Genomic DNA, 26,920 nt, shown 5'->3' on the forward strand with positions numbered 1-26,920 from the left:
GGCACGGCTTCACATGGAGGGCCCACATGGTCCGCGATCCCCGCCGCGCGGGCGGGAATCCCCTCTGTATACCCGGGCCCGCTCCTGCTGGTCTAGTCCACCGAGCCGCACTGGTCCAGTCGGGTGGGGTGGACGTGGTCCACCCGATTTCGCTGGGTTCCTACTTAAAGGTCGTTGCATATGTAGGTCCCATAACGGACGTCCTGAGCGCGGTGAACTCCCTTGACAGGCCTATTGGTCTGGGCCAAGCTGCCCGAACTGGTCTACACCATTGGTCCAGATCCCGGCCCCACGAGCGGTACGCGTCGTCAGTCGCCGCGGGGACAAGGGGGGTTGGTGGCATCCCTGAGGAGGGTGGCGTGAAGCGCAAGCTGATAGCGGCGATCGGTGTCGCGGGCATGATGGTCTCCATCGCGGCGTGCGGGGGCGGCGACAAGGCGGGGTCGGACAAGGGGGCGGACGCCAAGGAGCTCACCGTCTGGCTGACGGTCGACGCCCAGAACAACTGGCCCGCGCTGGTGAAGGCGGCCGACGACGCGGTGACCAAGAAGCACCCCGGCCTCAGGATCAAGCACGAGTACTACGGCTGGCCGGACAAGAACACCAAGCTGGACGCGGTCCTCGCCACCGACAAGGCGCCGGACGTGGTCGAGATGGGCAACACCGAGATGCTCGGCTACATGGTCAAGGGCGCCTTCGCCTCCGTCGACCCCGCGAAGTTCGACAACTCCGGGCAGTGGCTGGACGGTCTCAAGGCCTCGGTGACGTACGACGGCAAGACCTACGGCGTCCCCTACTACGCGGGCGGCCGCGTCGCCAACTGGCGCAAGGACGTGGCCGCGGCGGCCGGCATCACGGCACCGCCGAAGACGTACGACGAACTGACCGCCGACCTGGACAGGATCCAGAAGAAGGGCGGCAGCACCTTCAGCGCCTGGTACCAGCCCACGCGCGACTGGTACGCAGCCATGTCCTTCGTGTACGACGCGGGCGGCTCGATCGCCAAGCAGGAGGGCGGGCAGTGGAAGGCGAACCTCTCCTCGCCCGCGTCCCTCAAGGGGCTCGGTGAGTTCAAGTCGGTCATCGACGCGTACATGCACGGCGACAGGACCAAGGACGAATCCGACCGGTACATCGTCTACGGCCAGGGCGGGTCCGCCATGATCTTCGGCGCCGCCTGGGAGGGCGCGACCGCGGCCGACCCCAAGAACGACAAGACCGGCAAGCTGAAGGACAACCTCGTCAACTTCGTGATGCCCGGCCCGTCGGGCAGGAACATGCCGGTGTTCCTGGGCGGTTCGGATCTCGCGATCCCGGTGAAGTCCAGGGCGCAACCGCTGGCCGCCGAGTGGATCAACGCCTTCACCGGCTCCGAGGGCCAGAAGGGTCTGATCGCCAAGGGCAACCTGCCCAACGACAAGACCGACCTCGCCACGCTCAAGAACGACCCGGCGACGGCGGTCCCGGCCACCGCCGCCGAGTCCAACTGGTTCGTCCCGATGGCGCCCGGCTGGGGCCAGGTGGAGAAGGCGCAGGTCCTGCAGACCATGCTCCAGAGCATCGGCACCGGCAAGAAGTCGGTCGCGGACGCCGCCAGGGACGCGGACGCGGCGATCGACAAGGTCATCAACACCAAGTGAACCGAGGTCGGGCCCGTGCACCCGCGGGCGCACGGGCCCGCGGCCACGGCCGTGGGCCCGGCCTCCGCACGGCCGGCCCGGGCACGACCTGAGGGACCCCGAGGAGCACCCGATGAGTGCCGCAGACACGACCACCCCCGCCACGGTGCCGCCGCCGCGGGCCGCCCCGCCGCCCCGGGCCCCCACCGGCCGGGCGAGCCGGGCGCGGACGCCGGGCGCGGGCGCCGTCCCCTGGGCGCTGCTCACGCCCTGCCTGCTGATCCTCGCCCTGGTGATGGGCTATCCGCTGGTCCGCCTGGTCACCCTCTCCTTCCAGAGGTTCGGACAGTCGCAGCTGTGGGGCTTCCAGCCCGCCGAGTCCGTCGGCTTCGCCAACTTCTCCGCGGTGCTCGGGGACGGCGAGTTCTGGGCGGTCGTGCTGCGCACGATCGTGTTCGCCGCCGGCTCGGTGATCTTCACGATGGTCATCGGGATGCTGGTCGCGCTGCTGCTCCAACGGGTCTCGGGATGGATGAAGACCCTGGTCAACATCGTGCTGGTGGCGAGCTGGGGCATGCCGGTCATCGTGGCGACCACCGTCTTCAAGTGGCTCTTCGACTCGGACTACGGCGTCCTGAACGCGTTGCTCAGCAAGCTGCCCGGGGTCGACCTGATCGGGCACAACTGGTTCGCGAGCGGACCGCAGGGCCTCGCGGTGATCATGCTGCTGGTGGTCTGGGGGGCGGTCCCGTTCGTGGTCATCACCCTCGGCGCCGGCCTCACCCAGGTGCCGAAGGAGCTGGAGGAGGCGGCGCGGCTGGACGGGGCGGGGGCCTGGGGGGTCTTCCGCCATGTGACCCTGCCGATCCTCAAACCGATCGTCGTGATGCTCACGACCCTCTCGGTCATCTGGGACATGGGTGTCTTCCCGCAGGTCTTCGTGATGCGCGGCGGCCACCCCGAGGCCGAGTTCCAGCTGCTGACCACGTACTCCTACGACAAGGCGTTCGTGGTCAACGACTACGGGCAGGGTTCCGCCATCGCGTTGATCACCGTGGTGCTGCTGCTCGGTGTCGTCACCGTCTACATGCGTCAGATGCTGAAGATCGGAGAGGTGGAATGAGCGCGACGGCCCTGTCCGGGCGCACCGGTGCCCGCCGCCGGGCACGGTCCAGGATCGGCTGGAACCTGCTCGGCCTGCTCGTCCTCGTCACCGCGGGCTTCCCCGTCTACTGGATGGTCGACACGGCCCTCAAGCCCGCGAAGGACGCCATCGACCCCGACCCGAGCCTGCTGCCCACGGGCATCACCCTCGACAACTTCCGCCGGGCGCTGGACATCGCCGACTTCTGGGGGCCGGTGGGCCGCAGCCTGACCGTGTCCCTGTCGGTGGTCGCGATCGGCGTCGTGGTGGGCATGCTGGCGGCGCTCGCCATCTCCCGCTTCGCCTTCCGCGGCCGGAAGGTCGTGATCGTGGGCATCCTGGCGGTCCAGATGGTGCCGCTCGTCGCCATGATCATCCCCGTGTTCCTGCTCCTCGACGACCTGGGGCAGTACGACCGGCTGTCCGGCCTGATCATCACCTATCTGACCTTCATCCTCCCCTTCACGGTCTGGACGCTGCGGGGCTTCATCGTCAACATCCCGCGCGAACTGGAGGAGGCGGCGATGGTGGACGGCTGCTCCCGCACCGGCGCCTTCCTCAGGGTCGTCTTCCCGCTGCTCGCCCCCGGCCTGGTGGCCACCTCGGTCTACGGATTCATCCAGGCGTGGAACGAGTACCTGTACGCCCTGATGCTGATGAGCCAGGAGAACCAGACCGCGACCGTCTGGCTCGGCAACTTCACCACCAAGCACGGCACCGAGTACGCCCCGATGATGGCCGGCGCCACCATGATGGCGCTGCCGATCGTCGTGCTCTTCCTCCTCGTCCAGCGCAAGATGGCCGCAGGGCTCACCGCCGGCGCCGTGAAGGGATGACGCCCCGATGACGACCTTCGCCGGTGGAACCGACACCCTGACGCGCGACGCGCTGACGGTCCTCCAGCCCGGCTTCACCGGAACCACCGCCCCCGACTGGCTGCTGCGCCGCCTGGGCGAGGGCCTGGCGTCCGTGGGCCTGTTCGGCCGGAACATCGACTCACCCGAGCAACTCCGCGCTCTGACCGCCCGACTGCGCGCCGAACGGGACGACATCCTCGTCGCCGTCGACGAGGAGGGCGGCGACGTCACCCGACTGGAGGTCAGGACCGGGTCCTCCTTCCCGGGCAACCACGCGCTCGGCGCCGTGGACGACGTGGAGCTCACCCGCCAGGTGGCCCACGCACTCGGACGGCGGCTCGCGGAGTGCGGGGTGAACCTGAACTGGGCCCCGTCGGCCGACGTGAACTCCAACCCCGCCAACCCCGTCATCGGCGTACGGTCCTTCGGTGCCGACACCGCCCTGGTCGCCCGGCACACCGCCGCCTACGTCGAGGGCCTGCAGTCCGCGGGGGTCGCGGCCTGCACCAAGCACTTCCCCGGACACGGCGACACGGCGGTCGACTCCCACCACGCCCTGCCGCGGATCGACGTGGACCCCTCGGTGCTCCGGGAGCGGGAACTCGTCCCGTTCCGCGCGGCCGTCGAGGCCGGCACCAAAGCGGTGATGAGCGCGCACATCCTGGTCCCGGCCCTGGATCCCTGCCGCCCGGCCACCCTCTCCCGGCGCGTCCTGACCGACCTGCTGCGCGGCTCGCTGGGATACGACGGCCTGATCGTCACCGACGGCATGGAGATGCGGGCCATCGCCGGGACGTACGGCATCGAGCGCGGCAGCGTGCTCGCCGTCGCGGCCGGGGCGGACGCCATCTGCGTGGGCGGCGGCCTCGCCGACGACGAGACGGTACGGCGCCTGCGGGACGCCCTCGTCACGGCCGTGCGCACGGGCGAACTGGCCGAGGAGCGGCTCGCCGCGGCGGCGCAGCGGGTCCGCGACCTGGCACGCTGGACCACGTCCGCGGGCGCCCTCGACGCCGGGGTGAAACCCCTGGCCGGGGAGGACATCGGGCTGCTCGCGGCCCGGCGCGCGCTCACGGCCACCCGGGCGCGGCACTTCACCCCGCTCACCGAACCGCCCTATGTCGTGGCGCTCACCCCCGTCGCGAACATCGCGGTGGGCGACGAGACCCCCTGGGGCCTGGCGGCGGAACTGTCCCGGCTGCTGCCCGGCACCGGGACGGGCACCTTCACCGGCCAGGGCGCGGGGCGTGCGGCGCTCGAGGCCGCCGGGGCGCGGCGGATCGTCGCGGTGGTCCGCGACGAGCACCGGCACCCCTGGATGTCCGACGCGCTCACCACCCTCCTGGCACGGCGCCCCGACACGATCGTGGTCGAGATGGGCGTCCCCGGGGCCGCTCCCCGCGGTGCCCTGCACCTCGCCACGCACGGGGCGGCACGGGTGTGCGGGCGCGCGGCGGCGGAGGTCATCGCTGGCGTGTGAGGGGGGCGCCGGGCCGGCGCGGACGGACGACGGGCGCGGTGAACCGCGCTGCCGGGCCGCGCCCGAGCGGGCGTTCCGAAAGGAGCCCTCAGACGCCCTGCCAGTCGGGCTTGTGGGCGTAGGTGTGGCGGAAGTAGGCGGCGAGCTTGAGCTTGGACGCCGCGGCCTCGTCCACGACGACCGTCGCATGCGGGTGGAGCTGGAGCGCGGAGGCCGGGCAGACCGCGGCCACCGGCCCCTCCACCGTGGCCGCGACGGCGTCCGCCTTGACCTCGCCGGTGGCGAGAAGCACCAGATGGCGGGCCTCCAGGATGGTGCCGATGCCCTGGGTGATCACATGGTGCGGCACCTGGTCGATGTCGCCGTCGAAGAACCGTGCGTTGTCGAGGCGGGTCTGCTCGGTCAGCGTCTTGATCCGGGTGCGGGAGGCGAGCGAGGAGCACGGCTCGTTGAACCCGATGTGCCCGTCGGTGCCGATGCCGAGCAGCTGAAGGTCCACGCCGCCCGCCGTGGTCAGCGCCTTGTCGTAGGCCTCGCACGCCGCCTGGACGTCCCCGGCGGTCCCGTCGGGCCCCAGGAACGCCCCCATGCCGATGCCGAGCGGTTCGAGCACCTGGCGGCGGAGCACCGAGCGGTAGGACTCGGGGTGTTCGGCCGGCAGTCCCACGTACTCGTCCAACTGGGCGATCCTCGCGCGGGAGGCGTCCACGGCGCCCGAGCGCACCGCGGCCGCCAGTGCCTGGTAGACGGGCAGCGGGGTCGAGCCGGTGGCCACGCCGAGCAGGGCGTCGGGCTTGCGCCGCAGCAGCTGTGCCATGGCCTCGGCGATCAGCTCGCCACCCGCCTTGGCGTCCGGGACGATGACAACTTCCACGCTGGGCCTGCCGATCTGGAGAGGGCTCTCAGGAGAACCGGAGGGACATCACATGTGGTATAGACCAATCTAGCAGAGGCGACCCTCGCCACGCCGCCGTACGAACGAAGCCACGCCGCCCCGCTGACAGCAGCGCGTGGCGGGGCGAGCCGGCGGGAACTCCAGGCACTCGCGGACATCGCCATGACGATCTGGCCCCCCGCGCGGGCCGCGGGGGGCTACGCTGCGCAGGGGCTCCCGGCGGACGCCCGGCAAAGAGACACCGACAAACATCCGCCGACGCATGGACACACGCCTCCGGACGCAGGAACATGGTCCACGGATGTGGTCTAGTCCATAGTGTCTGGGCGCGGTGGCGCCGACGCACTGGGTAAAATCGGAAAAGCCCCTCGCTCCACCGGCGAGAGGACGCGACGCACACACAGACCTCCGCCTTCCCCGCACAGGAAGGCGGACCGAGGACCCGGCGCTCTCTGCCCTGACCGCTCCGGCTCCTCGGCCTTCGGCCGACCGGGACCGCACACCCCACGGCCGATGTTGCTCCGGGCTGCGGTGCCGGGAGGGTTGAGGGTCCCTCTCAGGCGCCGCGGCCCGCGGGTGTTTCCCGGGGCGGCGCGGAGCGCCCGCAGGCCCTGGCGAGCGGTGTCGGACCCCCCGGGTACGCTCCTGACGTGCCCTCCATGAACGAACTGGTCCGCCAGCACACCGATCTCAGCGACTCCGACCTGGAGTGGCTGCACCTGCTGGTGTCGGAGTGGCAGCTCCTCTCCGACCTCTCCTTCGCGGACCTGGTGCTGTGGGTACCCACACGGGACGGCACGCGCTATGTGTCGATCGCCCAGATGCGCCCCAACACCGGCCCCACCTCGTACCAGGACGACATGGTCGGCCATCTCGTCCCCCGCGGCCGGCGCCCCATGCTGGACGCGGCGCTCGACGAGGGCCGGATCGTGCGGGAGGGCGACCCCGAGTGGCGCGAGGAGGTCCCGGTCCGGGTCGAGTCCATCCCCGTGCGCCGCGAGGGGCGCATCCTCGCCGTCATCGCGCGCAACACCAACCTGCTGACCGTGCGCACCCCGAGCCGGCTGGAGCTGACGTACCTCCAGAGCGCCTCCGACCTCGCCCAGATGATCGCCGCCGGCTCCTTCCCCTTTCCCGGCCAGCAGGTCGACATGGACGCCTCGCCGCGCGTCGGCGACGGGCTGCTGCGCCTGGACGCGGACGGCGTCGTCCAGTACGCGTCGCCGAACGGGCTGTCGGCGTACCACCGCCTGGGCCTCGCCTCCGACCTGGTCGGGCAGCACCTCGGGCGGATGACCGCCGAACTGGCCCCGACCAGGGGCCCGGTGGACGAGGCGCTGGTCAAGGTGGCCAGCGGCTGGGCTCCGCGTGATTTCGAGATCGAGGCCAGCGACGGGGTGATCCAGTTCCGCGCGATCCCCCTCAAGCCCAAGGGCGTCCGTATCGGCTCGCTCGTCCTGCTCCGCGACGTCACGGAACTGCGCCGCCGCGAACGCGAGTTGATCACCAAGGACGCGACCATCCGGGAGATCCACCACCGGGTCAAGAACAACCTCCAGACCGTCGCCGCCCTGCTCCGCCTCCAGGCCCGCCGCATCGGGTCGGAGCGCGGCCGGGAGGCGTTGGAGGAGGCCGTACGGCGGGTCGGCTCGATCGCGATCGTCCATGAGACGCTGTCTCAGAACCTGGACGAGCGGGTGGACTTCGACGAGATCGCCGACCGGGTGCTGGCGATGGTCGCCGAGATCTCCCCCGGTTCCGTCACGGGCCGGCGCAGCGGCTGCTTCGGCATCCTGGACGCGGAGGTGGCGACCCCGCTGTCCATGGTGCTGACCGAGGTGCTGCAGAACGCCCTGGAGCACGGCTTCCGGCAGGGCGACACCGGCACGGTCGAGGTCCGGGCGGTCCGCGGCGGCACCACGAAGGAGGAGCGACTCCTGGTCACCGTCCAGGACGACGGGGTCGGCCTGCCCGAGGGGTTCGATCCGCACACGGCGGGCAACCTCGGTCTGCAGATCGTACGGACGCTCGTCGAGGGCGAGTTGGGCGGCACCTTCGACATGGTCCCCGCCGCGGAGCGCGGGACGCGGGTCGTCCTGGACATCCCGGTGCGCTCCCAGAAGTGACCCGCTCGCGGGGGACCCGGGGTGGCGAGGAGCCGCGCCCGGCCGGGATCGGGCGCGCACAGCAATGAGCCCCGGACCTCAAGTGGTCCGGGGCTAAAAGCTCGTTGCCCGCTAGTGCGAGGCGCGTATTGGGTACTGCGCGCTGCGGCTCGGAGGCGGAGAAGCGTACTCGCTGTCCACGAGGTGATGCCGTGAGGCACACGCGCCGCCAAGCTCAGGCCCGTACGGGGTGGGAGGGTCAGGCAGTTGCCTGACGAGCCCGGTTGCGGGCGGCACGGCGCTTCATCGCGCGGCGCTCGTCCTCGCTGAGGCCACCCCAGACGCCGGAGTCCTGACCGGACTCGAGCGCCCACTGCAGGCACTGCTCGACAACCGGGCAGCGACGGCAGACGGCCTTGGCTTCTTCGATCTGCAGCAGCGCAGGACCGGTGTTGCCGATGGGGAAGAAGAGCTCGGGGTCTTCCTCGCGGCAAACGGCGTTGTGACGCCAGTCCATGGCTGTTACCTCTCCGTGGTATTACGTGCAGACTTGCTTGTGAATGTGAACGCTTTCACGAATCCCTCAACAAGTGAAGGGCCGATCGTCAGACTCGCCGACGTGGTCCTGTTGTCTTGAGGAGGGGTTCTGGCTCTCTGTGGTGGCCGGTGTTGCGGGCCGTCCCGAGCGCCATGTAGAGACTCGCAAACCTCGGCGACGGATACAACCCCTTCCGGAAAGTTTTTTTTGATTCCTTGGTGTCGAGTAGGTCACAGCCGTACTTCCAAGGGGTGGATCCTGGCCTAAACGTTCGAGTGAAAGGAGTTTGGCGTCTTCTGCTCACACAATCACACGCAGTGCACGGCGTACGCCTGTGAACGTCACGCTCCTGCGCAGCCCCAGGTGGTCGCCGTCCATCTGGAGGGGCAGTGGCGCCTTCGAATGCAAGGTGAACTCACTCAGGTCGTGCAGCGAGACCACATGCTTTCCGTGCGGGCCGCGATCGGGGGACGAAGTGAGCAACTGGGTCGCATACCGGGCAACCGAGGCCGCCGACATACGGCTGAGACCCAGCACGTCGAGCCCCGTGTCGAACGACGCTTTAGGTGACGCGTACACCGGGCGATTACCGAGAAACGTCCATGGCGCCGCATTGCAGATTATCGACAGCACGAGACCCGTGACCGGATCCTCGCCGGGCCGCTCCAGGGTGATCTGCCCCTGCCTGCGCCGAGGTTCGTCCAGAAACTGCCGCACCATCTGGCGCAGATACAGCGCGTGGGTGGACCGCTTGCCCTGCTCGCGCTGTTGTTCGACGCGCCCGACCACGCCGGCGTCGAAGCCGAGGCCCGCCGTGAAGGTGAACCAGCGGGAGGGCACGGCCTCGTCCTCCGTACCCGGCGTACCCGAGGCGAGACCGAGGCCGACCTCGCGCTCGCGGTTCTCGCGCAGGGCGTCGAGGATCGCCCCGGTGGCCTCCACGGCGTCGTTGGGCAGGCCGAGCGCACGCGCGAAGACATTGGTCGAGCCGCCCGGCACCACGGCGAGGCTGGGCAGCCGGCCGGGGTCGGGGCCGTGGTGGAGCAGGCCGTTCACGACCTCGTTGACCGTGCCGTCGCCGCCGAGCGCCACCACCAGCTCTATGTCGTCGCTCTCGGCGGCCTGGCGGCCCAGGTCCCGGGCGTGGCCCCGGTACTGCGTGGTGACCGCCTCCAGCTTCATCTCACTGGCCAGCGCGTGGATCAGTACGTCACGGGTACGTGCGCTTGTGGTAGTAGCTGCCGGATTGACCACGAGAAGTGCACGCATGAGGTGCAGCGTACCTACTGGGTGGTACTCCACCCCAGGCCGAGTAGGGAACCGGTAAGAGACAGGGGAGTGGTCTTGAGCACAGACCCGGCGCCCGGCCGCCCGGAGCGGCCCGGCGGCTACCCTTCAGGGGTGAGCGCTGAGCTGAACCCCACCACCGATCGGACCCCCGAAGCCGGACCGCGTCCCGCGCGCCTGACCGTCGCGGCGGCGCTGGCCGCCCTGGAGGGGCTCGTCCTGGTCGCGGGCGGCGTCTGGATGCTCGTGCGCGGGCTGAGCGGCTCGTCCGACAGCCGGGAGACGGCCGTGACGGGAGGCATCACGCTCGTGGTGCTCGCGCTGCTGCCCCTGCTGGCCGCGCGCGGTCTGCTGCTGCGCCGCGGCTGGAGCCGGGGTCCCGCCGTCATCACGCAGATCATGGCGCTTCCGGTGGCCTACAGCCTGCTGCAGGCCGACAGCATGGCGATCCCGGCGGGTATCGCGCTCGCGGTCGTCGCCGTGGCGTCGCTGGTGCTCCTGGTGAACCCGGCGACCACGCGCGCCCTCGGCATCAGGACCCCGGGAAGCGCGCCGGACCAGAAGTGACCGAGGCGGCCGCTGTGCCACTGCCGACGACGATCGCGATGCGGGGCGACCGGATTCCCGGTCGCCCTTCGTCATTCCTCCACGAGGAGCTTCTCCCGCAGCTGCGCCAGGGTCCGGGCCAGCAGGCGCGAGACGTGCATCTGCGAGATGCCGACCTCCTGCGCGATCTGCGACTGCGTCATGTTGCCGAAGAACCGCAGGAGCAGGATCCGCTTCTCCCGCGGCGGGAGATCCTCCAGGAGCGGCTTCAGTGACTCACGGTATTCGACGCCCTCCAGCGCCTCGTCCTCGGCTCCGAGGGTGTCGGCGACCGCGGGGGACTCGTCGTCCGTGTCCGGGACGTCCAGGGACAGGGTGGAGTACGCGTTGGCGGACTCCAGCCCCTCCAGGACCTCCTCCTCCGAGATGGCCAGCTTCTCGGCCAGCTCGTGGACCGTGGGGGAGCGGCCGTGCTGCTGCGACAGCTCCGCCGTGGCCGTGGTCAGGGCGAGCCGCAGTTCCTGCAGCCGGCGCGGCACCCGCACCGCCCAGCCCTTGTCGCGGAAGTGGCGCTTGATCTCGCCGACCACCGTCGGGGTCGCGTACGTCGAGAACTCGACCCCCCGGTCCGGGTCGAAGCGGTCGACGGACTTGATCAGACCGATGGTCGCGACCTGGGTCAGGTCGTCCAGCGGCTCCCCCCGGTTGCGGAAGCGGCGGGCGAGGTGCTCGACGAGCGGCAGATGCATGCGGACCAGCTTGTTGCGCAGCTCGGCGTACTCCCGGCTGCCGTCCTTCAGCGCGCGCAGCTCCACGAACATGGCGCGCGCTCCCGAGCGGTCCCCCGGGTCGTGCCGTGCGCCGACCGGCGCGCTCTGCTCGGCGTTTCGCTCGTGCTCGCTCATCGTCCCGCCCGTCACCCTTCCCCGCGCTCCCGCCACCTCCCTCGCTCTCGACCGTGATCGAGCGGGGGGACCCCCATGAGCGGGGGAGGCCCCGTCGTCCCCCGAAGGCGCGGTGCGGTCGGTCCCGTCCTGGTCCGGACGGAGCTCGCTCTGGACGGCGGGTGGTCCGCCCGTGTCGACCGGCCCCGCCTGCGCGGAGGCCTCGGCCGTCGAAGGCTCGTCCTCCGGGTGCGGACGGGCCTGTTCGGGAATGCCGTCCATGCCGTCCGCCATGCGGCGCGATCCGTCGGGATCGCCCTTTCCCGCGGAGAGCTCCCGTGTGCCGCGCTCGTCGTCCCGCACCGGCCCGTCCCCGTTCGTCACGCCGGCCCGGGTCCCGCGCCGCGCTGTTTGTAGAGGCTGATGGACACGGTCTTGTCGTCGGCGACCGCCGAGGAGACCTTCCCCGCCAGGGCCGAGAGGACGGTCCAGGCGAAGGTGTCACGCGAGGGAGCGTGACCGTCCGTGGTCGGGGCCGCGACGGTGACCTCCAGCGAGTCGTCGATGAGCCGGAAGACGCAGCTGAGCACCGAGCCGGGCACGGCCTGCTGAAGCAGGATCGCGCACGCCTCGTCGACCGCGATCCGCAGGTCCTCGATCTCGTCCAGGGTGAAGTCCAAACGTGCCGCGAGGCCGGCCGTGGCCGTACGCAGCACCGACAGGTAGGCACCCGCGGCCGGCAGCCGGACTTCCACGAAGTCCTGGGTCGCGGGCTCGCCTGCGATCTCGGACACCCTCACCTCCAAGGTGGTACAAGCTCTTTCGGGGCCCGAGGGTCGCCCCCCGGGGTAACGCCCTACATGGTTCAGCGGTGACGCTATCGCGCTGCCGACATTCCTGTCCCCTGGACCCCGACCCCTGCTGTCACTCATAGTAAACCCATGGATACGCACAGTGGCTAGGGGTCTGCGGACCCAATTGGGAAGAGCGCGCGCCGGTTTGACGTACCCCGGTGTCAGACCGTCGAACCGTCCGGATCCGCGGTCGCGTCCGTCGCGGACTCCCTGTCACCTCTGTACGTCATACGAGCACATGGTCGACAAAGCACCAACGCCAGTCCTCGCCCGGCTCGAAGGTGCGCATCACCGGGTGGCCGCTGTCCTCGTGATGCGCCGTCGCGTGCCGCAGGGGTGATGAGTCGCAGCAGCCCACATGCCCGCACTCCAGGCACATCCGCAGCTGCACCGGGTGGGTGCCGGCCTCGCGGCACTCCTGACACGTCGCGCTCAGGGGCGCCGGTTCGGGGTGCGGCAGCGCTCCGGCGTGCGTGCACTGTTTCATGATGGCCAGGTTACGACGGGTCCGCGCGATACGGCGCGGAAATCGAGGGCGGGACGCCGCGCGGGCGACAGGGCGGGCGTAACGCGGATGACAAGGGCGGGCAGAAGACCATGAATGTGTTGCCATTGCTGCTGCTGGTCGCGGGCAGTGCCGCGGTCGCCGGGGCGGCGCGCCGCACCCCGGTGCCGGCGCCCCTGCTGCTCGTCGCGGTGGGGCTCGTGGTCTCGTATCTGCCCGGCGTGCCCGCGTACACCCTCGACCCCGAGATCGTCCTGCCGCTGGTGCTGCCACCCCTGCTGTACACGGCGGCCACCGACAGCTCGTATCTGGACCTGCGGGCGCAGCTGCGGCCCGTGGCACTGCTGAGCGTCGGATACGTGCTGTTCGCGACGCTCGTGATGGGCTGGGCGGTGTACCTGCTCGTACCGGGCATGCCGCTCACCGCGGCGCTGGTGCTGGGCGCGGTGGTCGCCCCGCCGGACGCGGTCGCCGCGACCGCGGTCGCACGGCGCGTCGGACTGCCGTCGCGGATCACCACGATCCTGCAGGGCGAGTCGCTGGTGAACGACGCGACCGCGATCACCGCCTATCGCGTGGCGCTCGCCGCCGCGGTCGGGGAGGGCGCGAGCTGGACGGCCGGAGTGAAGGAGTTCCTGCTCGCGGCGGTCGGTGGCGTGGTGGTCGGTCTGCTGCTGATGGTGCCGATCCACTGGCTGCGCACGCACCTGAACGAGGCGCTGCTGCAGAACACCCTCTCCCTGCTGATTCCCTTCGTCGCCTACGGTGCCGCGGAATGGGTCCACGCGTCCGGGGTGCTCGCCGTGGTCGTCGTCGCCCTCTACCTCGGCTACCACAACTGGCAGGTCGACTTCGCGACCCGGCTCCAGGAGGAGGCGGTGTGGAAGATGGTCGCGTTCGTCCTGGAGTCGTCGGTGTTCGCGCTCATCGGACTGCAACTGCCGGTCGTCCTCAAGGGGCTCGGGCGGTACGAGGGCACCCGCGCCGCCTGGTACGCCGTGGCCGTGTTCCTGGCGATCGTCGTGACCCGGTTCCTGTGGGTGTATCCGGCCACCCTGCTGCCCGCCCGGCTGTCCCGGCGCGTCCGGGAGCGCGAGGAGGCCCTCACGGGAAGGGCGGCGTTCGTCATCGGCTGGGCCGGCATGCGGGGCGTGGTCTCCCTCGCCATCGCCTTCTCGATCCCGAAGACCCTGCACGACGGCTCCCCCTTCCCGGACCGCAACCTGATCCTCTTCCTCACCTTCACCACCGTGATCGGCACCCTCGTGGTGCAGGGCCTGACCCTGCCCCCGCTGATCCGCCTGCTGCGCCTGCCGGGCCGGGACTCGCAGGCGGAGACGCTCGCCGAGGCCAACGCCCAGGCCCAGGCGTCCCGGGCCGCCGAACAGCGTCTGGACGAGCTGTTGGACGACGAGGGCAACGCCCTGCCGCCGCCCCTCGCCGATCGGCTGCGACACGTCCTGGAGCGCCGCCGCAACGCGGTGTGGGAGCGGCTCGGCTCGGTGAACCCGGTGACCGGCGAGACGGCCGACGACACCTACCGGCGGCTGTCCCGGGAGATGATCGGCGCGGAGCGGGAGGTCTTCGTCAGGCTCCGCAACCACCGGTACATCGACGACGAGATGCTCCGCACGCTGCTGCGCCGGCTGGACCTGGAGGAGGCGGCCGCCTACCGCGAGACGGCCTGAACCGGCGCCGGGGGGCGCGGCGGCGATCACGGCCGCGACGGGGCCGGCGGCCTTCCGGTGATCACGGCGGCCAGGGTCGTGCCCCGGGGGAAGGCGCCCTCCTCGGCCAGGACGGTGAGTCCGTACAGCAGCTTGGCGACGTAGAGCCGCTCCACGGCCAGCCCGTGCCGCACCTCGAAGTCGCTCGCGAAGGACTCCAGTTCGCCGGGTACGCGCGCGTAGCCGCCGAAGTGGAAGCGGGAGTCCAGCGACCAGTTCCCGCGCCGGGCGCCGAAGGCGCGGGTCTGCAGGGCCAGCGTGTCGGCGGCCAGGAAGTCGCCCTTGAGGACCGGTACGCCCAGCGCCCGCTCGCGGTGTCCGAGGCCGGCGGCCAGGCCCGCGAGCGTGCCCCCGGTGCCGCAGGCCACCGCGACGACATCGGCTTCGCCGCGCAGTTCCGCACCGAGTGCCAGGCAGCCCCGCACGGCCGCCGCGTTGCTGCCGCCCTCCGGCACCACGTACGACCCCTCGGCGTCCGCCGCCCGCAGGATCGCGGCCAGCGTCTCCGGTTCCGCCTTGCGCCGATACATCGACCTGTCGACGAAGTGCAGGCGCATGCCGTCACCGGCACATCGGGCCAGGGAGGGGTTCAGCGGGCGGTCCGCCAGCTCCTGGCCGCGGACCACGCCGACGGTCTCCAGGCCGAGCAGCCTGCCGGCCGCGGCGGTCGCCCGCAGGTGGTTGGAGTAGGCGCCGCCGAAGGTGAGCAGGGGGCGGTCGCCGGCGGCCGCGAGGTTGGGGGCCAGCTTGCGCCACTTGTTGCCGATCAGGTCCGGGTGGATGAGGTCGTCCCGCTTCAGCAGCAGCCGGACGCCGTGCCGTGCGAAGCGCCCGTCCGTCACCTCCTGCAACGGCGAGGGCAGCCGGGGGCCCAGCGCGGCCGGGTCGGGCGCCACGGGGCGCGGCGCGTCGGGGCTGGTCATCCCGCCATTGTCGAACACCCGGCGCGGGGTCGCCCGGCCGGGAGGCCGGCCCGCCGAGCACGCCCCCCGTGCCCAGGCCGCCGTTGATCCATTCCCGCTCATTTGGGTAATGGCACGAGCACGCTCCGTGCTGAGAGGCTTCTTTCCGCAGATCAGCGCAACGCGGATCAACGCAGGACGATCAGTGCACGACCGGGAGGGACAGTCTCAATGTCGGTAGGCGAAGAGGTCCGCGCGGACGAGAACAAGCCGCAGCAGAGTCTTGGCACCGCGGCCGCACGGAATCTGGCCACCACCACCAAGTCCGCGCCCCAGATGCAGGAGATCAGCTCACGGTGGCTGCTGCGCATGCTGCCGTGGGTGAACGTGCAGGGTGGCACGTACCGGGTGAACCGCCGCGTCACCTACTCCGTGGGCGACGGCCGCGTGACGTTCGTGAAGACCGGGGACCAGGTGACGGTCATCCCCGCCGAGCTGGGCGAGCTGCCCGCCCTGCGCGAGTACGAGGACCACGAGGTCCTCGCCGAACTCGCCCAGCGGTGCCAGCAGCGCCGGTTCGCGCCGGGCGACGTGCTCGCCGAGTTCGGGGGCCAGGCCGACGAGGTCTATCTGCTGGCCCACGGCAAGGTGGAGAAGATCGGCACCGGACCCTACGGCGGCGACGCCGTCCTCGGGGTCCTGGCCGACGGCGCCTACTTCGGGGACCAGGCGCTCCTCGACCCGGACGCCATCTGGGAGTACACGGCCCGCGCGGTCACCGCGTGCACGGTGCTCGCCCTGCCCCGCCGGGACGTGGAGCAGGTCGCGGAGCGCGCCGGCTCGTTGCGCGAGCACCTGCGGCAGCAGCGCTCCATCCCCGCGCAGCGCACCAACAAGTTCGGCGAGAAGGAGATCGACCTGGCCGCCGGCCACAGCGGCGAGCCGGACATCCCGCACACCTACGTCGACTACGACGCCGCGCCCCGCGAGTACGAGCTGAGCATCGCGCAGACCGTCCTGCGCATCCACACCCGCGTGGCCGACCTCTACAACCAGCCGATGAACCAGACCGAGCACCAGCTGCGGCTGACCGTCGAGGCGCTGAAGGAGCGCCAGGAACACGAGCTGATCAACAACCGCGACTTCGGTCTGCTCCACAACTGCGAGTACGACCAGCGGCTCCAGCCGCACGACGGCGTGCCGGGCCCCGACGACCTGGACGAGCTCCTCAGCAGGCGCCGCGGTACCAAGATGCTGCTCGCCCACCCCCGCGCCATCGCCGCCTTCGGCCGGGAGCTCAACAAGCGCGGACTCGTCCCGGAGACCCTCGACGTCGGCGGCAACCGCATCCCCACCTGGCGAGGGGTGCCGATCTACCCCTGCAACAAGATCCCGGTCAGCGACGCCCGCACGACCTCGATCATCGCCATGCGTGTGGGGGAGGAGGACCAGGGCGTCGTGGGCCTGCGGCAGGCCGGCATCCCCGACGAGATCGAGCCGAGCCTGTCGGTGCGCTTCATGGGCATCAACGAACAGGCGGTCATCAACTACCTGGTGACGGCGTACTTCTCCGCCGCGGTGCTGGTGCCCGACGCGCTGGGCGTCCTGGAGAACGTCGAGATCGGCCGCTGGAGGTGACCTTCCGTCAACTGTCGGTGCCCTCGGGCGCCGCGCCGTGTACCCGCCCGCCAGGGCGGGTACACCCTCGGGATACTGACCCATCGGCAGCGGAGGCGACACCGTCCGCAGACTCTTCGAGGCGGTTTCATGGGTGAGTTCATGACGGAGCCGAAGCCGGGCACCAAGCTCGGCCGGCGCGGTCCGACCGGCTCCCGAAGCCGGCGTGAGACGGTGCCCGCCCCGGCGGGACCGGTCGCGCCACCGGCCGACGGGCACGAGGCGACGGCGATCCTGGAGCGGTCCCGCGCCACGGTCGACCCGGAGTTGCGCCGGGCCCTCGACACGCTGCCCGGCCCCCTGCGGCGCATCGCCCGCTACCACTTCGGCTGGGAGCAGGCGGACGGCACACCGGCGTCGGGCAACGCGGGCAAGGCCATCCGCCCCGCGCTCGTCCTGGCAGCGACGCGGGCGCTCGGTGGCCGTGAGTCCGCGGCCGTGGGGGCCGCGGCGGCCGTCGAACTGGTCCACAACTTCACCCTGCTGCACGACGACGTGATGGACCGGGACGCCACCCGCAGGCACCGCCCCACCGCCTGGGCCGTGTTCGGTGACGCCGACGCGATCCTCGCCGGGGACGCTCTGCAGGCGCTGGCCCTCGGACTGCTCGCCCAGGACCGGCACCCGGCGTCCCCGGCGGCGGCCGCCCGGCTGGCGGCCTGCGTCGTGGAGCTGTGCGCGGGCCAGCAGGCGGACACGGCCATGGAGCGGCGCGACCCCGACGAGGTCACCCTCGACGAGGTGGTGGCCATGGCCGAGGCGAAGACGGGCGCCCTGCTCGGCTGCGCCTGCGCCCTGGGCGGCCTGTACGCGGGAGCCGTCGCGGACGAGGTCGACGCGCTGGACGCCTTCGGCCGTGAGGCCGGGCTCGCCTTCCAGCTGATCGACGACGTGATCGGGATCTGGGGGGACCCGCGCCGCACGGGCAAGCCGGCCGGGGCGGACCTCATGGCCCGCAAGAAGTCCCTGCCCGTGGTCGCCGCACTCGCCTCCGGCGGCCCCGCTGCGGCGCACCTGGCCGAGCTGTATCGCGCCCCGTACCGGGAGGGGGAGCTGGAACGCACCGTGCTCGCCGTCGAGCAGGCGGGGGGCCGGGGCTGGGCGCAGTCGCAGGCGGCCGACCGGATGGCCCGGGCGATGCAGGAGCTGTCCCGCGCCGTCCCCGATCCGGAGGCGGCGGGCGGTCTGCTGGCCCTGGCGGAGTTCGTGACCCGGCGCACCAACTGACCGGCACCGGGTCGAGACCCCCGACGCCCGGGTGCCGTGCCGCTCCTCAGCTCGCACGGCACCCGGCGGCTCGGGGCCGGGGTGGGCCCCGCACATCCCCACTGTGTGCGGGGCCCGCCTCGTCCGCCGCGCCGGCCCGGTGTCCCGGGCACGGACCCGACGGGAGGAGGCGGTGAGGGGTGGGCGTGGCGATCCGGATGGCGGAGGGGAACGGCCGGGAGTGGAGCGCCGGGTGCGGCACGGAGCGTAGGTTGGGGGCATGCCGGAACCCCTGCTGCACCTGACCGAACGCTCCCTGTGGGAGGCGGCCCGCGCGAGCGGCACCTACGAGATGTCCACGCGGGGCCGCACGTTGGAGGACGAGGGTTTCATCCACTGCTCGCTCCGGCACCAGGTGGCGGGCGTGGCGCGCGGGGTCTACGGGTCGTACACCGGGCCCGACGAGCTGGTGCTGCTCGTCATCGACCCCGAGCGCCTGACCGCCCCCGTGCGCCATGAGGCCCTGCAGCCGGGCGGTGAGGAGTTTCCGCACGTCTACGGGCCGATCCCGGTGTCCGCCGTGCTGGACGTGGAGGTCTGGAGCGGCGGCACGGCGACACCGGCGTGACCGGGCCGGGGGGAGCGCGGCGCCCGGTGTGGCGGTGGGCGGCCGGGGCGTGGGTCGCGCTGGTCGTGAGCGGCGGTGCGCTGACGCTCTGGCTCCAGGACGCGAGCGAGCCGCCCGCGCCCGCCCGGTGGGAGAGGGCCCCGAGCCCCGGGCGGCCCGGCGGCACGCAGGACACGGCGTGTCCGACACCGGCGCACGCGGCGGGGCCGGCGGCCTGCGGGAGCGTCGGGCGGTAGGGCGCCGGTCGCGGGGCGCGGCTCGTCAGGCGGCGCGGCGCTGGGTGAAGCGCAGCATGTTGCCGGCCGGGTCCCGGAAGGCGCAGTCCCGCACCCCGTAGGGCTGGTCCATGGGCTCCTGGACGACGTCCGCGCCGGACGCCTCGACGCGGGCGAACAGCGCGTCGCAGTCCTCGGTGGAGAAGATCACGCCGCGCAGGACGCCCTTGGCGAGCAGCTCCGCCATCGCCCGGCGGTCGGCGGGGGAGAAGTCCGGGCTCGCGGCCGGGGGTTCCAGCACGATCTCCACGTCGGGCTGGAGCGGGGAGCCGACCGTGACCCAGCGCATGCCCTCGAAGCCGACGTCGTTGCGGACCTCCAGGCCCAGGACGTCCCGGTAGAACGCGAGCGCCTTGTCGTGGTCGTCCACGGCGATGAAGCACTGGGCGAGTTTCACATCCATGCGCCCACGCTATGCGCTTCGCGCCCGGCGCGGGGCGAACCCACCGGGGTGTTGGCCGCCCGCGCCGCGGGCGGCGGCTAGAGCTGGGTTCGCGGGTCGGTCCCGGTGGCGGGCGGCCGGTCCCGGCGGGGGCGCGTCAGGGTCCTGACCACGCAGGGCGGGACAGCGGCGCTCTCGTCGTGGGAACGTGCCCGGTAGGCGCTGGGCGTCTCGCCCACCAGTTGTGTGAAACGTGAGCTGAACGAGCCCAGCGAGGTGCATCCCACCGCCATGCAGACCTCCGTCACGCTCAGATCGCCGCGCCGGAGCAGCGCCTTGGCCCGCTCGACCCGGCGGGTCATCAGATAGCCGTAGGGCGTCTCGCCGTACGCGGCCCTGAAGCTGCGCTGGAAGTGCCCCGGGGACATCAGCGCGGTGCGCGCGAGCCCCGGTATGTCCAGAGGCTCCGCGTACTCGCGGTCCATCCGGTCGCGGGCTCGCCGCAGCCGCACCAGGTCGTCCAGGTCCACGCTCCACAGCATCGCACGGGCCGTCCTGCCCGCTCGGGCGGTTCAGGACTCCCGCAGGGCCGTCGTGGTCTTGCCGGTGCGTTCGCGCAGGAGGACGCGCAGGGTGTTGGGATGCTCGTAGCCGACCCTGCGCGCGATGGTCTCCAGGGACAGTTCGGTGGTGCGCAGCAGATGGGAGGCCTGCTCGACCCTGAGGTCCTGCACGAAGCGGATGGGGGAGGTGCCCAGGGCGCGCTGGACGGAGCGTTGCAACGTGCGGTCGCTGACACCGAGGGCCCGGGCGGCGTCGGGGATGCCGATGGGCTCGTCCAGCCGCTCGCGCACCCAGCGTTCGAAGGCGGACACGGTGGGATCGCTCTGCGCCAGGGCGCTGGGGATGATGTAGGCGGACTGGGAGGGGCGCTCGTCGACCACCAGGTAGCGGGCCACCAGGTCCGCCAGCGCGTGGCTGCGGGCCCGGACGATCGACAGGGCGAGGTCGACATGGCCGAAGGCCGCTCCCGCCGTGGTGACGCCCTGCGAGGCGATCACCATCCGGCTCTGGTCGAGACGGACCCCGGGGTAGCGGGCCCGGAAGTGGGGGGCCAGCCACCAGGACGTCGTCGCCCGCCGCCCCTCCAGGACTCCCGCCTCGGCCAGCAGGAACGTGCCGGTGCAGGCCGAGGCGACGGCCGTACCGCGGGCACGGGCCTGTGCGATCACGTCGCGGACGGCGAGCGACCGGTCGCCGCCGACGTGGTCGAGCAGTGCCGCCGGGCTGCGTTCCTTCAGGGCGGGCACGACCAGGAGGTCCGCCGTCTCGGCGTGCGCGGGGGGCTCCACGGTGATCAGGTGTCCGGCCCCGGTGCGCACCTGGGGTGTGAGGCCGACCGTCCGCACGTCCCAGGAGGGCGGCCCATGGATCTCCTCGCCCATCGCGGAGGCCTCCTCGCCCATCGCGTTGGCGCCGTCCAGGACGTCGAGGATCGCCGAGAGACCGGAGTCGAACACACCGTCGTAGACCAGAACCGCAACCTTCATGTCGTAAACACTATCGATGATGTCGTTTCCGCCACTGAGGGGAGGGGGTGCCGGCGCCGTAGGTTCGCTGTGCCGCCGACGATCCGGCGGCGTTCCCCCAAGGAGTGACGATGATGAAGATCGGTCTGCTGGCCCGTGTCGAGGCCAAGCCCGAGTACGCCGACCAGGTCGAGGCGATGCTGCGCGACGCGGTGGCGCTGGCCGAGGAGGAGCGGCACACGGTCGCCTGGTTCTCGTTCCGCCTGGACGCCACCACCTTCGGTGTGTTCGACACGTTCGAGGACGAGCAGGGCCGGCAGGGGCATCTGGAAGGCAGGATCGCCGAGGCCCTCATGGGCGCCGCGGACACCCTGCTGAGCTCGGCTCCGCTCATCACCCCCGTGGACCTGCTCGGCGTGAAGGTCCCCTGACGGGAAGGGCGGACAGCCCGCCGGGCCGTCCGGGCGAGCACGACGTAGAACCGAGGACTCCATGACAGCGACCACGAACCCCCACGAGCTCCGCTCCCGAACCCACACCTGGCGCCCCGCCCCGCCCTGGAGCGAGATCGGCGATCCGAGCGGCCTGGAACTGCTGCGGAAGATCGTCGATGAGGAGATCCCGCAGCCGCCCATCGCCGGCACGCTCGGGTTCCGCCTGGTGGAGGTGGACGAGGGCGCGGCGGTGTTCGAGGGCGACCCCGGAGAGCACCTGCTCAACCCGATGGGCACCGTGCACGGGGGCTTCCTGGCCACACTGCTGGACTCCGCCCTGGGCAGCGCGGTCGCCACCGTGGTGCCCAGGGGCCGGGTCTACACGACGATGCAGCTCAACGTGCACATGGTGCGCCCGGTCTTCGCGACCACCCCCCGGCTGCGGTGCGAGGCGGCCACCGTGCACATGGGCCGGACGACGGCGACGGCGGAGGGGAGGATCATCGGCACGGCCGACGGCAAGCTGTACGCCCACGCCACGACGACCTGCGCGATCCTCGCACCGGCCTGATCGCGAGCCAGGGGGCGGGGCTGGGTGCCCTTCGAGGCCGGCCGTCGGGTGACGGCCGGCGGCTCACGCCTGGAACTCGGTGAGATCGATGGCGTGGACGCGCAGCGCGAAGCCGTACACCGGGTGCGCCGTCTCTCGCTCCCGCACCATGCCGAGCTTGCGGATGACGTTCTCGGAGGCGTCGTCCCCCACCCGGTTGACGCTGATGACATGGTCGAGCCCGCGGTCCTGGAGCGCGAACTCCAGCGTGGCGTGGGCTGCTTCGGAGGCGTACCCCTGACCCCAGAACGGTGCGCCGAGCCGCCAGCTGATCGCCACGGCGGGCAGGACCTCCGGCAGGAACTCGGGCACGGACAGCCCGGTGAAGCCGATCAGTTCGCCCGAGGCGAGCAACTCGACGGCGAAGAGCCCGAAGCCCTCCTCGTCCCACTCCTCCTCCCACCGCTCGATGGCCGAAGCCGTGTCGTCCAGGTCGCGCACCGAGCCGTCGCCGACCCAGTGCATGACCCGGGGGTCCGCGTCGATCTCCGCCATGGGCGCGAGGTCGTCGTCGTGCCAGCGGCGGAGGAGGAGGCGGGGCGTTCGGATCTCGGTCATGACGCCCATCCTGCCGAAGGCGGCGCCCTCACCGGTAATCCGACCCGCTTCCCCCGTCCGCGCCCGGGGGTCGGTTCCGCTCGGCGCCGGTGCCCCGGAGGAACCGTTCGAGCGCCTCCAGTGGGATGTCGGGTCGTTCCAGGTGGAGGTCGTGTTCCCGAAACGGCTATCCAGTGCCGGTAGGGTCCACTCCCTGCGTGCAGATTCACGACAAGGGATTTAGCTGTGCATGAGGACGTACGGTCGCTGATGGTTCGGATGCCGCCACACGATGGTGCGGGGGACCGGATCGACTGGGACCACATGCGACAGGTCTGGGACACCGAGTTCCCCACGGACTTCATGGATTTCATGTCCGTCTATGGAACGGGTGCGATCAGTGACGTCCTGGACATCACACGGCAGAACGAGGGCGCACCTGGTGACGGCCCCTTCGACGCCTGGTTCACGCCCACGGAGGACTGGCTGGAAGAGACGTCCGCGCCCTACCCCGTGTGGCCTGCGCGAGGGAGTCTGATCTCCTGGGGACTGGACGAGAATCAGAACAGCTATTACTGGTCCACCCGTGGCGCTGACCCGGATCGGTGGCCTGTCGTGGTGTGGGAGTTCAACTCGGAAGGGCCCGATGGTTTCATCGAGTTCGACGACGGAATGGCCGCACTGCTGCTCAAGGCGTTCAGCGAGGACAAGCCGCGTCCGTTGACGAAGGATTCATGGCCGATGTCACCCGGCCGAGATTTCTTCACCGGCGGGAACAGGAGCGACTGCGGGCGTTGGGACTGGACCCTTGGTCGAGCGGGGGATGACTCCTTGATGGGGCGCGGGCCCGGCGGGCACCTGGGCGGCGATGCGCGGTATGGCTCGGTCGGGCGGGACCGGCGTCGTCATGCGTTGGTCGGGTGCGGCGTGGGGCTTGTCAGTGCATGCAGCTACGGTGAGCCCCCGATGCCGATCGAGGGAGCGCCGTGTCCGCCCAGAACTCCTTGCAGACGCTGCTCAGTCTCGTCTCCCCGCAGCATGGGGCCGATGAGCAAGTGGACTGGCCAGCAGTGGAGCGGGTGCTGGGTACCGGTCTCCCGAGCGACTACCGGGCTTTCATGTCTGTCTATGGCGCGGGTGATATCGGAGAACTCGGGATCCTGGCACCTGTGTCCGTCGATTACCCGCAGTGGGATCCTGGGAGCATCCTGGACAGCAGGTCCACGTTCCAGGACCTGTGGGACAGCGAGGGAGGTGTCCCCGGCATCACGGCGGACAGCAATGCCGTTCTGCCTTGGGGATCTGGCTGCGATGCCCACGAGCTGGGCTGGCTGATGCTTGCCCCGGACCCCGACAAGTGGCCAGTGGTGGCCTGGCGTCGACAGGCCCGCTACGGCGACTCCAGATGGGCACTCTTCGACTGCGGCATGGTCGACTTCCTGGTCAAGATGATGCGAGCCGAATTCGACGCTTGCCCGCTTGGTGACGCCTCTCTCTGGGGTGCGACGGCTCCTTTCGTGCACTGGCGTGAGCAGCAGCGCCGCTGGCTTGCGGGCCTTGATCCCGAGACGGGCGAGCCTGATCCACTCGTGCAGGACTTCCTTGAGTGGCCCGCGCCCTGACCAAGGTGCTCGCCAACCTGCTCCTCAGCCAGGTTGGCGAAGGCTCAGAGGTGGGGCTGAGCATGTGTGGAGAGTGATGCGTTGGCAATCGACCACCACAGATAGACGGTCGGCGCGTAGACGCATGCGATGCGCATTGGGCCGGCGTCTCTCCGTCACCAGCCATTGATGGAGACTTCACGCCCTCCCGCAAGGTAATGGTGGAGGGCGCTGGCGGTGGTCTCGACGAAGGCTTCGGGGATAGCGGTGGTGTCGACCCAGCGGACCTGGGAGTGTTTGCGGGGTTCGCGGTTTTCGGGTTCGCCGGTCCATTCGTGGGCGGCGAAGACGACCGTGAGGAAGCCGTTGGGAGCCTCCACGCCCCAGGCGCCGTGGTTGATGTGGGCGACCTTGAGGGACTCGGGCTTCACTGTCAGGCCGGTCTCCTCGCACAGCTCGCGGACCGCTGTCTCCGTGATGGGTTCGCCCGGCTCGCTCTTGCCGACGGGGAGGTCCCACATGCCTTGGGCGAACTTGGCGTTCTCGCTGCGCTGCAGGAGGACGACGCGGTTGGTGGCCTTGTCGTGGACGATGACGGCGGCGACCAGCAGGGTCATCGATTCGAGCGCCGGCTTGAGGGCCTTCGGCTGGTCGCTGGTCTGCTGGGCCACGGTGTTCCCTTCGTCGGGCGGCTTGTTGGGCATGTCAGGCGAGGGCCTCGCGGGCGCGGCGGGCGAGATCGGCGGCTCCGGAAACGCGGCGGCGCTGGTAGACCGCGAGCGTGGAGCGGATCGAGGTGATCGCCTTCCGCGTCCGGTCGGAGGTCATGCCCTCCATGAGGATGAGGGCTTCCACCTTGTTGTCGCCGCAGAGACTGTGTCCCCTTCAGGTCGCGTCGCCTTTCATGGCAAAGAGCGCCGTATCAGGTGACGAAGGTCAATCTTGGTGGCCTGCCATGGATGGGCTGGGAGGCCGCCCCCGCGTGCGCGTCGGGGGTTGCAGGCGCAGGGGCGGCCGGTCTTGGGGTCAACGCAGTGCTTGGGTGACGCGCTGGCCCAACCTCTCGTCGTGGAGGGCGCCGACCGTTCGCCAGGCAGCGTCGGAGACTTCTTCGGCCTGGAGTTCACCGATGTCGGCGGTGGTGCGGAAGAGGAATCGGAAGTCGAAGTGCTGGTGGGCGGGCTCGCCCTTGGCGGGGTTGGCGTCGATGGGGTGGATGTCGATGTGGAGCGGAGTCTCGCCGTGGGGGGTGACGAGATAGGGCGGGATGCCGGTCTCCTCTGCGAGTTCGCGGCCAGCGGCCTGCAGGAGTGTCTCGTCCGAGGGCTCCAGATGACCGCCGGGCAGAAGCCACTTCTGGGTCACGTTGTGGAGAATGTGCAGGATGCGGTTGTCGGGGCCGACGAGGATGGCCCCTGCGGTGACGTGGCCGGGCAGGGTCTTGCGATTGGTGAGGTCGTCGCCGTCGTCCAGGAGGCCGAGGACGACGCCGAGTTCGAGCTTGTCCTCGGGGTATTCGTCGAGGTACGTGGCGATGGTGGTGCGGATGTGGTGGGCCGTGATGGTCATAGTGATCACCTGTTGAAGTAGGAGAGCCAGGTCGCCGCGATGGCTTCGCGGTCGGGTGCGGGGACCTCATGGATGCCGGGGCCGAGGTCGCCGCGGGTGAGCAGCCTGATCGCGGCGAGGATCTCGGCCTGGACCAGGAAGATGAACGGCCCAACGCTGGCGCCGTGGATGAAGTTGACGGCGTTGCCGCCGTTCGCCAGATAGAAGTAGTGGCCGGTGGTCTGGTAGCGGGTGACGTGATCGCCGACCTGGGTGCGGGTGTAGACGTCGGGGAGTCCGGCGAGGTCCAGTTCGTCTTCGCTGCTGGTGACGGTGGCGACGTAGGCGCCATTGCGCAGGTGGGAGAAGTCTTCGCCGTGCAGGGAGACGGCGCCGGTCGCGCAGAGGACCAGGCCGGCGCCGGTCAGGGCGGCTTCGCGGTCGCGGGCGACGGTGAAGCCCTGGGAGAGGGCCTGGGTGCGGCGGACGGGGTCGATGTCGAAGACTGTGACCTGGACGCCTTTGGCGTGCAGGAGGCGGGCGATCGAGCTGCCGAGCTTGCCGAAGCCGATCACCAGGGCGGGGCGGCCGTGGAGGATGTCACCGCGATCGCGCATGACGGCCTCGGTGGAGAAGACCACGGACTGACCGACGAGGAAGTCCTCGGGGTCCTTCAGCGGTGACCGGGCGACGGAGACAACGGGGCAGGGCAGTTTGTCGAGGTCCTCGTAGCGGCGGTGCCCGTTCTCGGTGTCCTCGATCACCCCGGCGAGCTGGCCGGTGAAGCGGTTGTGGATGTCGGCGAGGCTGGGGGCGAAGTAGCCGCCGACGTCCAGCAGGGTGGCCGTCTGGCCGGCGGCACGGGATTCGAGGTAGTCCAACGCGTCGTCGGCCTGGGCGAACATCTCACGGGTGAGGGCGTCGACCATGTGTGTCTGCTCGACTTCGCGCTTCGCGGCCGGGTGGACGGACTTCGGCTTGGGCAGTACTGCGGTGAGCCGGGTCATCGCGGCGACCGCGCGGACGAACGCGGGACGCTCGGCCAGCAGGTGCGTGATCAGAAACGACGCCGTCTGCTCACCCGGGGCGAACTGGGTGGCGATCCGGGCGAAGTAGGCGTCCAGCCGGGCGCGTTCGAAGGTTTCCATGG

The 26,920-nt window shown here is 70.9% G+C and carries 27 protein-coding genes and 1 pseudogene; 13 read left to right on the plus strand and 15 right to left on the minus strand.

Annotated features, from left to right (window positions below; all coding sequences use genetic code 11):
- Positions 1 to 359: 359 nt before the first annotated feature.
- From AB0C59_RS12455 to AB0C59_RS12470, 4 genes are all read left to right on the plus strand, one after another.
- Positions 360 to 1,640 (plus strand): extracellular solute-binding protein, encoded by a 1,281-nt coding sequence (locus AB0C59_RS12455; protein WP_363003475.1) that lies wholly within the window; start codon positions 360 to 362, stop codon positions 1,638 to 1,640.
- Between the two features lie 112 nt (positions 1,641 to 1,752).
- Positions 1,753 to 2,742: a sugar ABC transporter permease gene (locus AB0C59_RS12460; protein ID WP_363003477.1), complete on the plus strand. Its 990-nt coding sequence runs from the start codon at positions 1,753 to 1,755 to the stop codon at positions 2,740 to 2,742.
- A complete protein-coding gene (locus AB0C59_RS12465) occupies positions 2,739 to 3,599 on the plus strand; it encodes a carbohydrate ABC transporter permease (RefSeq protein ID WP_363003479.1) in 861 nt (286 codons plus the stop codon). The genes AB0C59_RS12460 and AB0C59_RS12465 overlap by 4 nt, the downstream gene beginning before the upstream one ends.
- A gap of 7 nt (positions 3,600 to 3,606) precedes the next feature.
- Entirely contained in the window at positions 3,607 to 5,100 is a 1,494-nt protein-coding gene (locus AB0C59_RS12470; protein WP_363003481.1) for a glycoside hydrolase family 3 protein, read from the plus strand.
- Between the two features lie 88 nt (positions 5,101 to 5,188).
- On the opposite strand, the gene nagB is transcribed toward AB0C59_RS12470, so the two are convergent.
- Positions 5,189 to 5,974 (minus strand): glucosamine-6-phosphate deaminase, encoded by a 786-nt coding sequence (gene nagB, locus AB0C59_RS12475; protein ID WP_363003483.1) that lies wholly within the window; start codon positions 5,972 to 5,974, stop codon positions 5,189 to 5,191.
- A gap of 680 nt (positions 5,975 to 6,654) precedes the next feature.
- Between nagB and AB0C59_RS12480 the strand changes: the two genes are divergently transcribed.
- The gene (locus AB0C59_RS12480; RefSeq protein WP_363003745.1) at positions 6,655 to 8,121 is read left to right on the plus strand and encodes a PAS domain-containing sensor histidine kinase; all 1,467 of its coding nucleotides are present in this window, start codon (positions 6,655 to 6,657) and stop codon (positions 8,119 to 8,121) included.
- A 238-nt stretch (positions 8,122 to 8,359) separates the two neighbouring features.
- Here the strand turns inward: AB0C59_RS12480 and AB0C59_RS12485 are convergent, their stop codons facing one another.
- The gene (locus AB0C59_RS12485) at positions 8,360 to 8,617 is read right to left on the minus strand and encodes a WhiB family transcriptional regulator (RefSeq protein ID WP_043443760.1); all 258 of its coding nucleotides are present in this window, start codon (positions 8,615 to 8,617) and stop codon (positions 8,360 to 8,362) included.
- 321 nt (positions 8,618 to 8,938) lie between these two features.
- Positions 8,939 to 9,907 carry a diacylglycerol kinase family protein gene (locus AB0C59_RS12490; RefSeq protein WP_363003485.1) on the minus strand — a complete coding sequence of 323 codons (969 nt, stop codon included), beginning with the start codon at positions 9,905 to 9,907 and terminating at the stop codon, positions 8,939 to 8,941.
- Between the two features lie 132 nt (positions 9,908 to 10,039).
- Here AB0C59_RS12490 and AB0C59_RS12495 point away from each other — a divergent pair, with 132 nt between their 5' ends.
- Positions 10,040 to 10,492 (plus strand): hypothetical protein, encoded by a 453-nt coding sequence (locus AB0C59_RS12495; RefSeq protein WP_363003487.1) that lies wholly within the window; start codon positions 10,040 to 10,042, stop codon positions 10,490 to 10,492.
- 71 nt (positions 10,493 to 10,563) lie between these two features.
- Here the strand turns inward: AB0C59_RS12495 and AB0C59_RS12500 are convergent, their stop codons facing one another.
- The 3 genes from AB0C59_RS12500 to AB0C59_RS12510 all read right to left on the minus strand — a co-directional run bounded on the left by AB0C59_RS12500 (position 10,564) and on the right by AB0C59_RS12510 (position 12,696).
- Entirely contained in the window at positions 10,564 to 11,718 is a 1,155-nt protein-coding gene (locus AB0C59_RS12500; protein WP_363003747.1) for a SigB/SigF/SigG family RNA polymerase sigma factor, read from the minus strand.
- Between the two features lie 17 nt (positions 11,719 to 11,735).
- Entirely contained in the window at positions 11,736 to 12,149 is a 414-nt protein-coding gene (locus AB0C59_RS12505) for an anti-sigma regulatory factor (RefSeq protein WP_360973486.1), read from the minus strand.
- 286 nt (positions 12,150 to 12,435) lie between these two features.
- A complete protein-coding gene (locus AB0C59_RS12510) occupies positions 12,436 to 12,696 on the minus strand; it encodes a UBP-type zinc finger domain-containing protein (protein WP_363003489.1) in 261 nt (86 codons plus the stop codon).
- A 110-nt stretch (positions 12,697 to 12,806) separates the two neighbouring features.
- Between AB0C59_RS12510 and AB0C59_RS12515 the strand changes: the two genes are divergently transcribed.
- Positions 12,807 to 14,402, plus strand: coding sequence for a Na+/H+ antiporter (locus AB0C59_RS12515; RefSeq protein ID WP_363003490.1), 1,596 nt, complete (start codon positions 12,807 to 12,809; stop codon positions 14,400 to 14,402).
- Positions 14,403 to 14,428: 26 nt separating this feature from the next.
- On the opposite strand, the gene AB0C59_RS12520 is transcribed toward AB0C59_RS12515, so the two are convergent.
- Positions 14,429 to 15,364 carry a pyridoxal-phosphate dependent enzyme gene (locus AB0C59_RS12520; RefSeq protein ID WP_363003491.1) on the minus strand — a complete coding sequence of 312 codons (936 nt, stop codon included), beginning with the start codon at positions 15,362 to 15,364 and terminating at the stop codon, positions 14,429 to 14,431.
- A 210-nt stretch (positions 15,365 to 15,574) separates the two neighbouring features.
- Here AB0C59_RS12520 and AB0C59_RS12525 point away from each other — a divergent pair, with 210 nt between their 5' ends.
- The 3 genes from AB0C59_RS12525 to AB0C59_RS12535 all read left to right on the plus strand — a co-directional run bounded on the left by AB0C59_RS12525 (position 15,575) and on the right by AB0C59_RS12535 (position 18,854).
- A complete protein-coding gene (locus tag AB0C59_RS12525; RefSeq protein WP_363003493.1) occupies positions 15,575 to 16,981 on the plus strand; it encodes a family 2B encapsulin nanocompartment shell protein in 1,407 nt (468 codons plus the stop codon).
- A 141-nt stretch (positions 16,982 to 17,122) separates the two neighbouring features.
- Positions 17,123 to 18,247 (plus strand): family 2 encapsulin nanocompartment cargo protein polyprenyl transferase, encoded by a 1,125-nt coding sequence (locus AB0C59_RS12530; protein WP_363003495.1) that lies wholly within the window; start codon positions 17,123 to 17,125, stop codon positions 18,245 to 18,247.
- 259 nt (positions 18,248 to 18,506) lie between these two features.
- Positions 18,507 to 18,854, plus strand: a complete 348-nt coding sequence (locus AB0C59_RS12535) for a DUF952 domain-containing protein (protein ID WP_363003497.1) — start codon at positions 18,507 to 18,509, stop codon at positions 18,852 to 18,854.
- A gap of 261 nt (positions 18,855 to 19,115) precedes the next feature.
- On the opposite strand, the gene AB0C59_RS12540 is transcribed toward AB0C59_RS12535, so the two are convergent.
- The 3 genes from AB0C59_RS12540 to AB0C59_RS12550 all read right to left on the minus strand — a co-directional run bounded on the left by AB0C59_RS12540 (position 19,116) and on the right by AB0C59_RS12550 (position 21,061).
- On the minus strand, positions 19,116 to 19,532 hold the full coding sequence (locus tag AB0C59_RS12540) for a VOC family protein (RefSeq protein WP_363003499.1): 417 nt from the start codon (positions 19,530 to 19,532) through the stop codon (positions 19,116 to 19,118).
- Between the two features lie 77 nt (positions 19,533 to 19,609).
- A complete protein-coding gene (locus tag AB0C59_RS12545) occupies positions 19,610 to 20,053 on the minus strand; it encodes a helix-turn-helix transcriptional regulator (RefSeq protein ID WP_363003501.1) in 444 nt (147 codons plus the stop codon).
- A gap of 30 nt (positions 20,054 to 20,083) precedes the next feature.
- Entirely contained in the window at positions 20,084 to 21,061 is a 978-nt protein-coding gene (locus AB0C59_RS12550) for a helix-turn-helix domain-containing protein (protein WP_363003503.1), read from the minus strand.
- A 110-nt stretch (positions 21,062 to 21,171) separates the two neighbouring features.
- On the opposite strand from AB0C59_RS12550, the gene AB0C59_RS12555 reads away from it, so the two are divergent.
- Both AB0C59_RS12555 and AB0C59_RS12560 read left to right on the plus strand, forming a co-directional pair.
- Positions 21,172 to 21,471, plus strand: coding sequence for an antibiotic biosynthesis monooxygenase (locus AB0C59_RS12555; RefSeq protein ID WP_363003505.1), 300 nt, complete (start codon positions 21,172 to 21,174; stop codon positions 21,469 to 21,471).
- Positions 21,472 to 21,532: 61 nt separating this feature from the next.
- Positions 21,533 to 22,045, plus strand: coding sequence for a PaaI family thioesterase (locus AB0C59_RS12560; RefSeq protein ID WP_363003507.1), 513 nt, complete (start codon positions 21,533 to 21,535; stop codon positions 22,043 to 22,045).
- Between the two features lie 63 nt (positions 22,046 to 22,108).
- Here the strand turns inward: AB0C59_RS12560 and AB0C59_RS12565 are convergent, their stop codons facing one another.
- Positions 22,109 to 22,642, minus strand: coding sequence for a GNAT family N-acetyltransferase (locus AB0C59_RS12565; protein ID WP_363003509.1), 534 nt, complete (start codon positions 22,640 to 22,642; stop codon positions 22,109 to 22,111).
- 965 nt (positions 22,643 to 23,607) lie between these two features.
- Here AB0C59_RS12565 and AB0C59_RS12570 point away from each other — a divergent pair.
- Positions 23,608 to 24,243 (plus strand): hypothetical protein, encoded by a 636-nt coding sequence (locus AB0C59_RS12570; RefSeq protein WP_363003511.1) that lies wholly within the window; start codon positions 23,608 to 23,610, stop codon positions 24,241 to 24,243.
- A 155-nt stretch (positions 24,244 to 24,398) separates the two neighbouring features.
- Here AB0C59_RS12570 and AB0C59_RS12575 read toward each other — a convergent pair whose 3' ends face one another.
- The 4 genes and pseudogenes from AB0C59_RS12575 to AB0C59_RS12590 all read right to left on the minus strand — a co-directional run bounded on the left by AB0C59_RS12575 (position 24,399) and on the right by AB0C59_RS12590 (position 26,918).
- Complete coding sequence (locus tag AB0C59_RS12575; protein WP_363003513.1) at positions 24,399 to 24,926, minus strand: NUDIX domain-containing protein; 528 nt, start codon at positions 24,924 to 24,926, stop codon at positions 24,399 to 24,401.
- Between the two features lies 1 nt (position 24,927).
- Positions 24,928 to 25,071 (minus strand): annotated as a pseudogene (locus AB0C59_RS12580) (tetratricopeptide repeat protein); the annotation flags it as partial.
- 177 nt (positions 25,072 to 25,248) lie between these two features.
- A complete protein-coding gene (locus tag AB0C59_RS12585) occupies positions 25,249 to 25,791 on the minus strand; it encodes an NUDIX domain-containing protein (RefSeq protein WP_363003515.1) in 543 nt (180 codons plus the stop codon).
- A gap of 5 nt (positions 25,792 to 25,796) precedes the next feature.
- Positions 25,797 to 26,918: an adenosylhomocysteinase gene (locus tag AB0C59_RS12590; protein ID WP_363003517.1), complete on the minus strand. Its 1,122-nt coding sequence runs from the start codon at positions 26,916 to 26,918 to the stop codon at positions 25,797 to 25,799.
- Positions 26,919 to 26,920 lie beyond the last annotated feature (2 nt).

The organism is Streptomyces sp. NPDC048664, from assembly GCF_040650555.1.
Classification (GTDB): domain Bacteria; phylum Actinomycetota; class Actinomycetes; order Streptomycetales; family Streptomycetaceae; genus Streptomyces.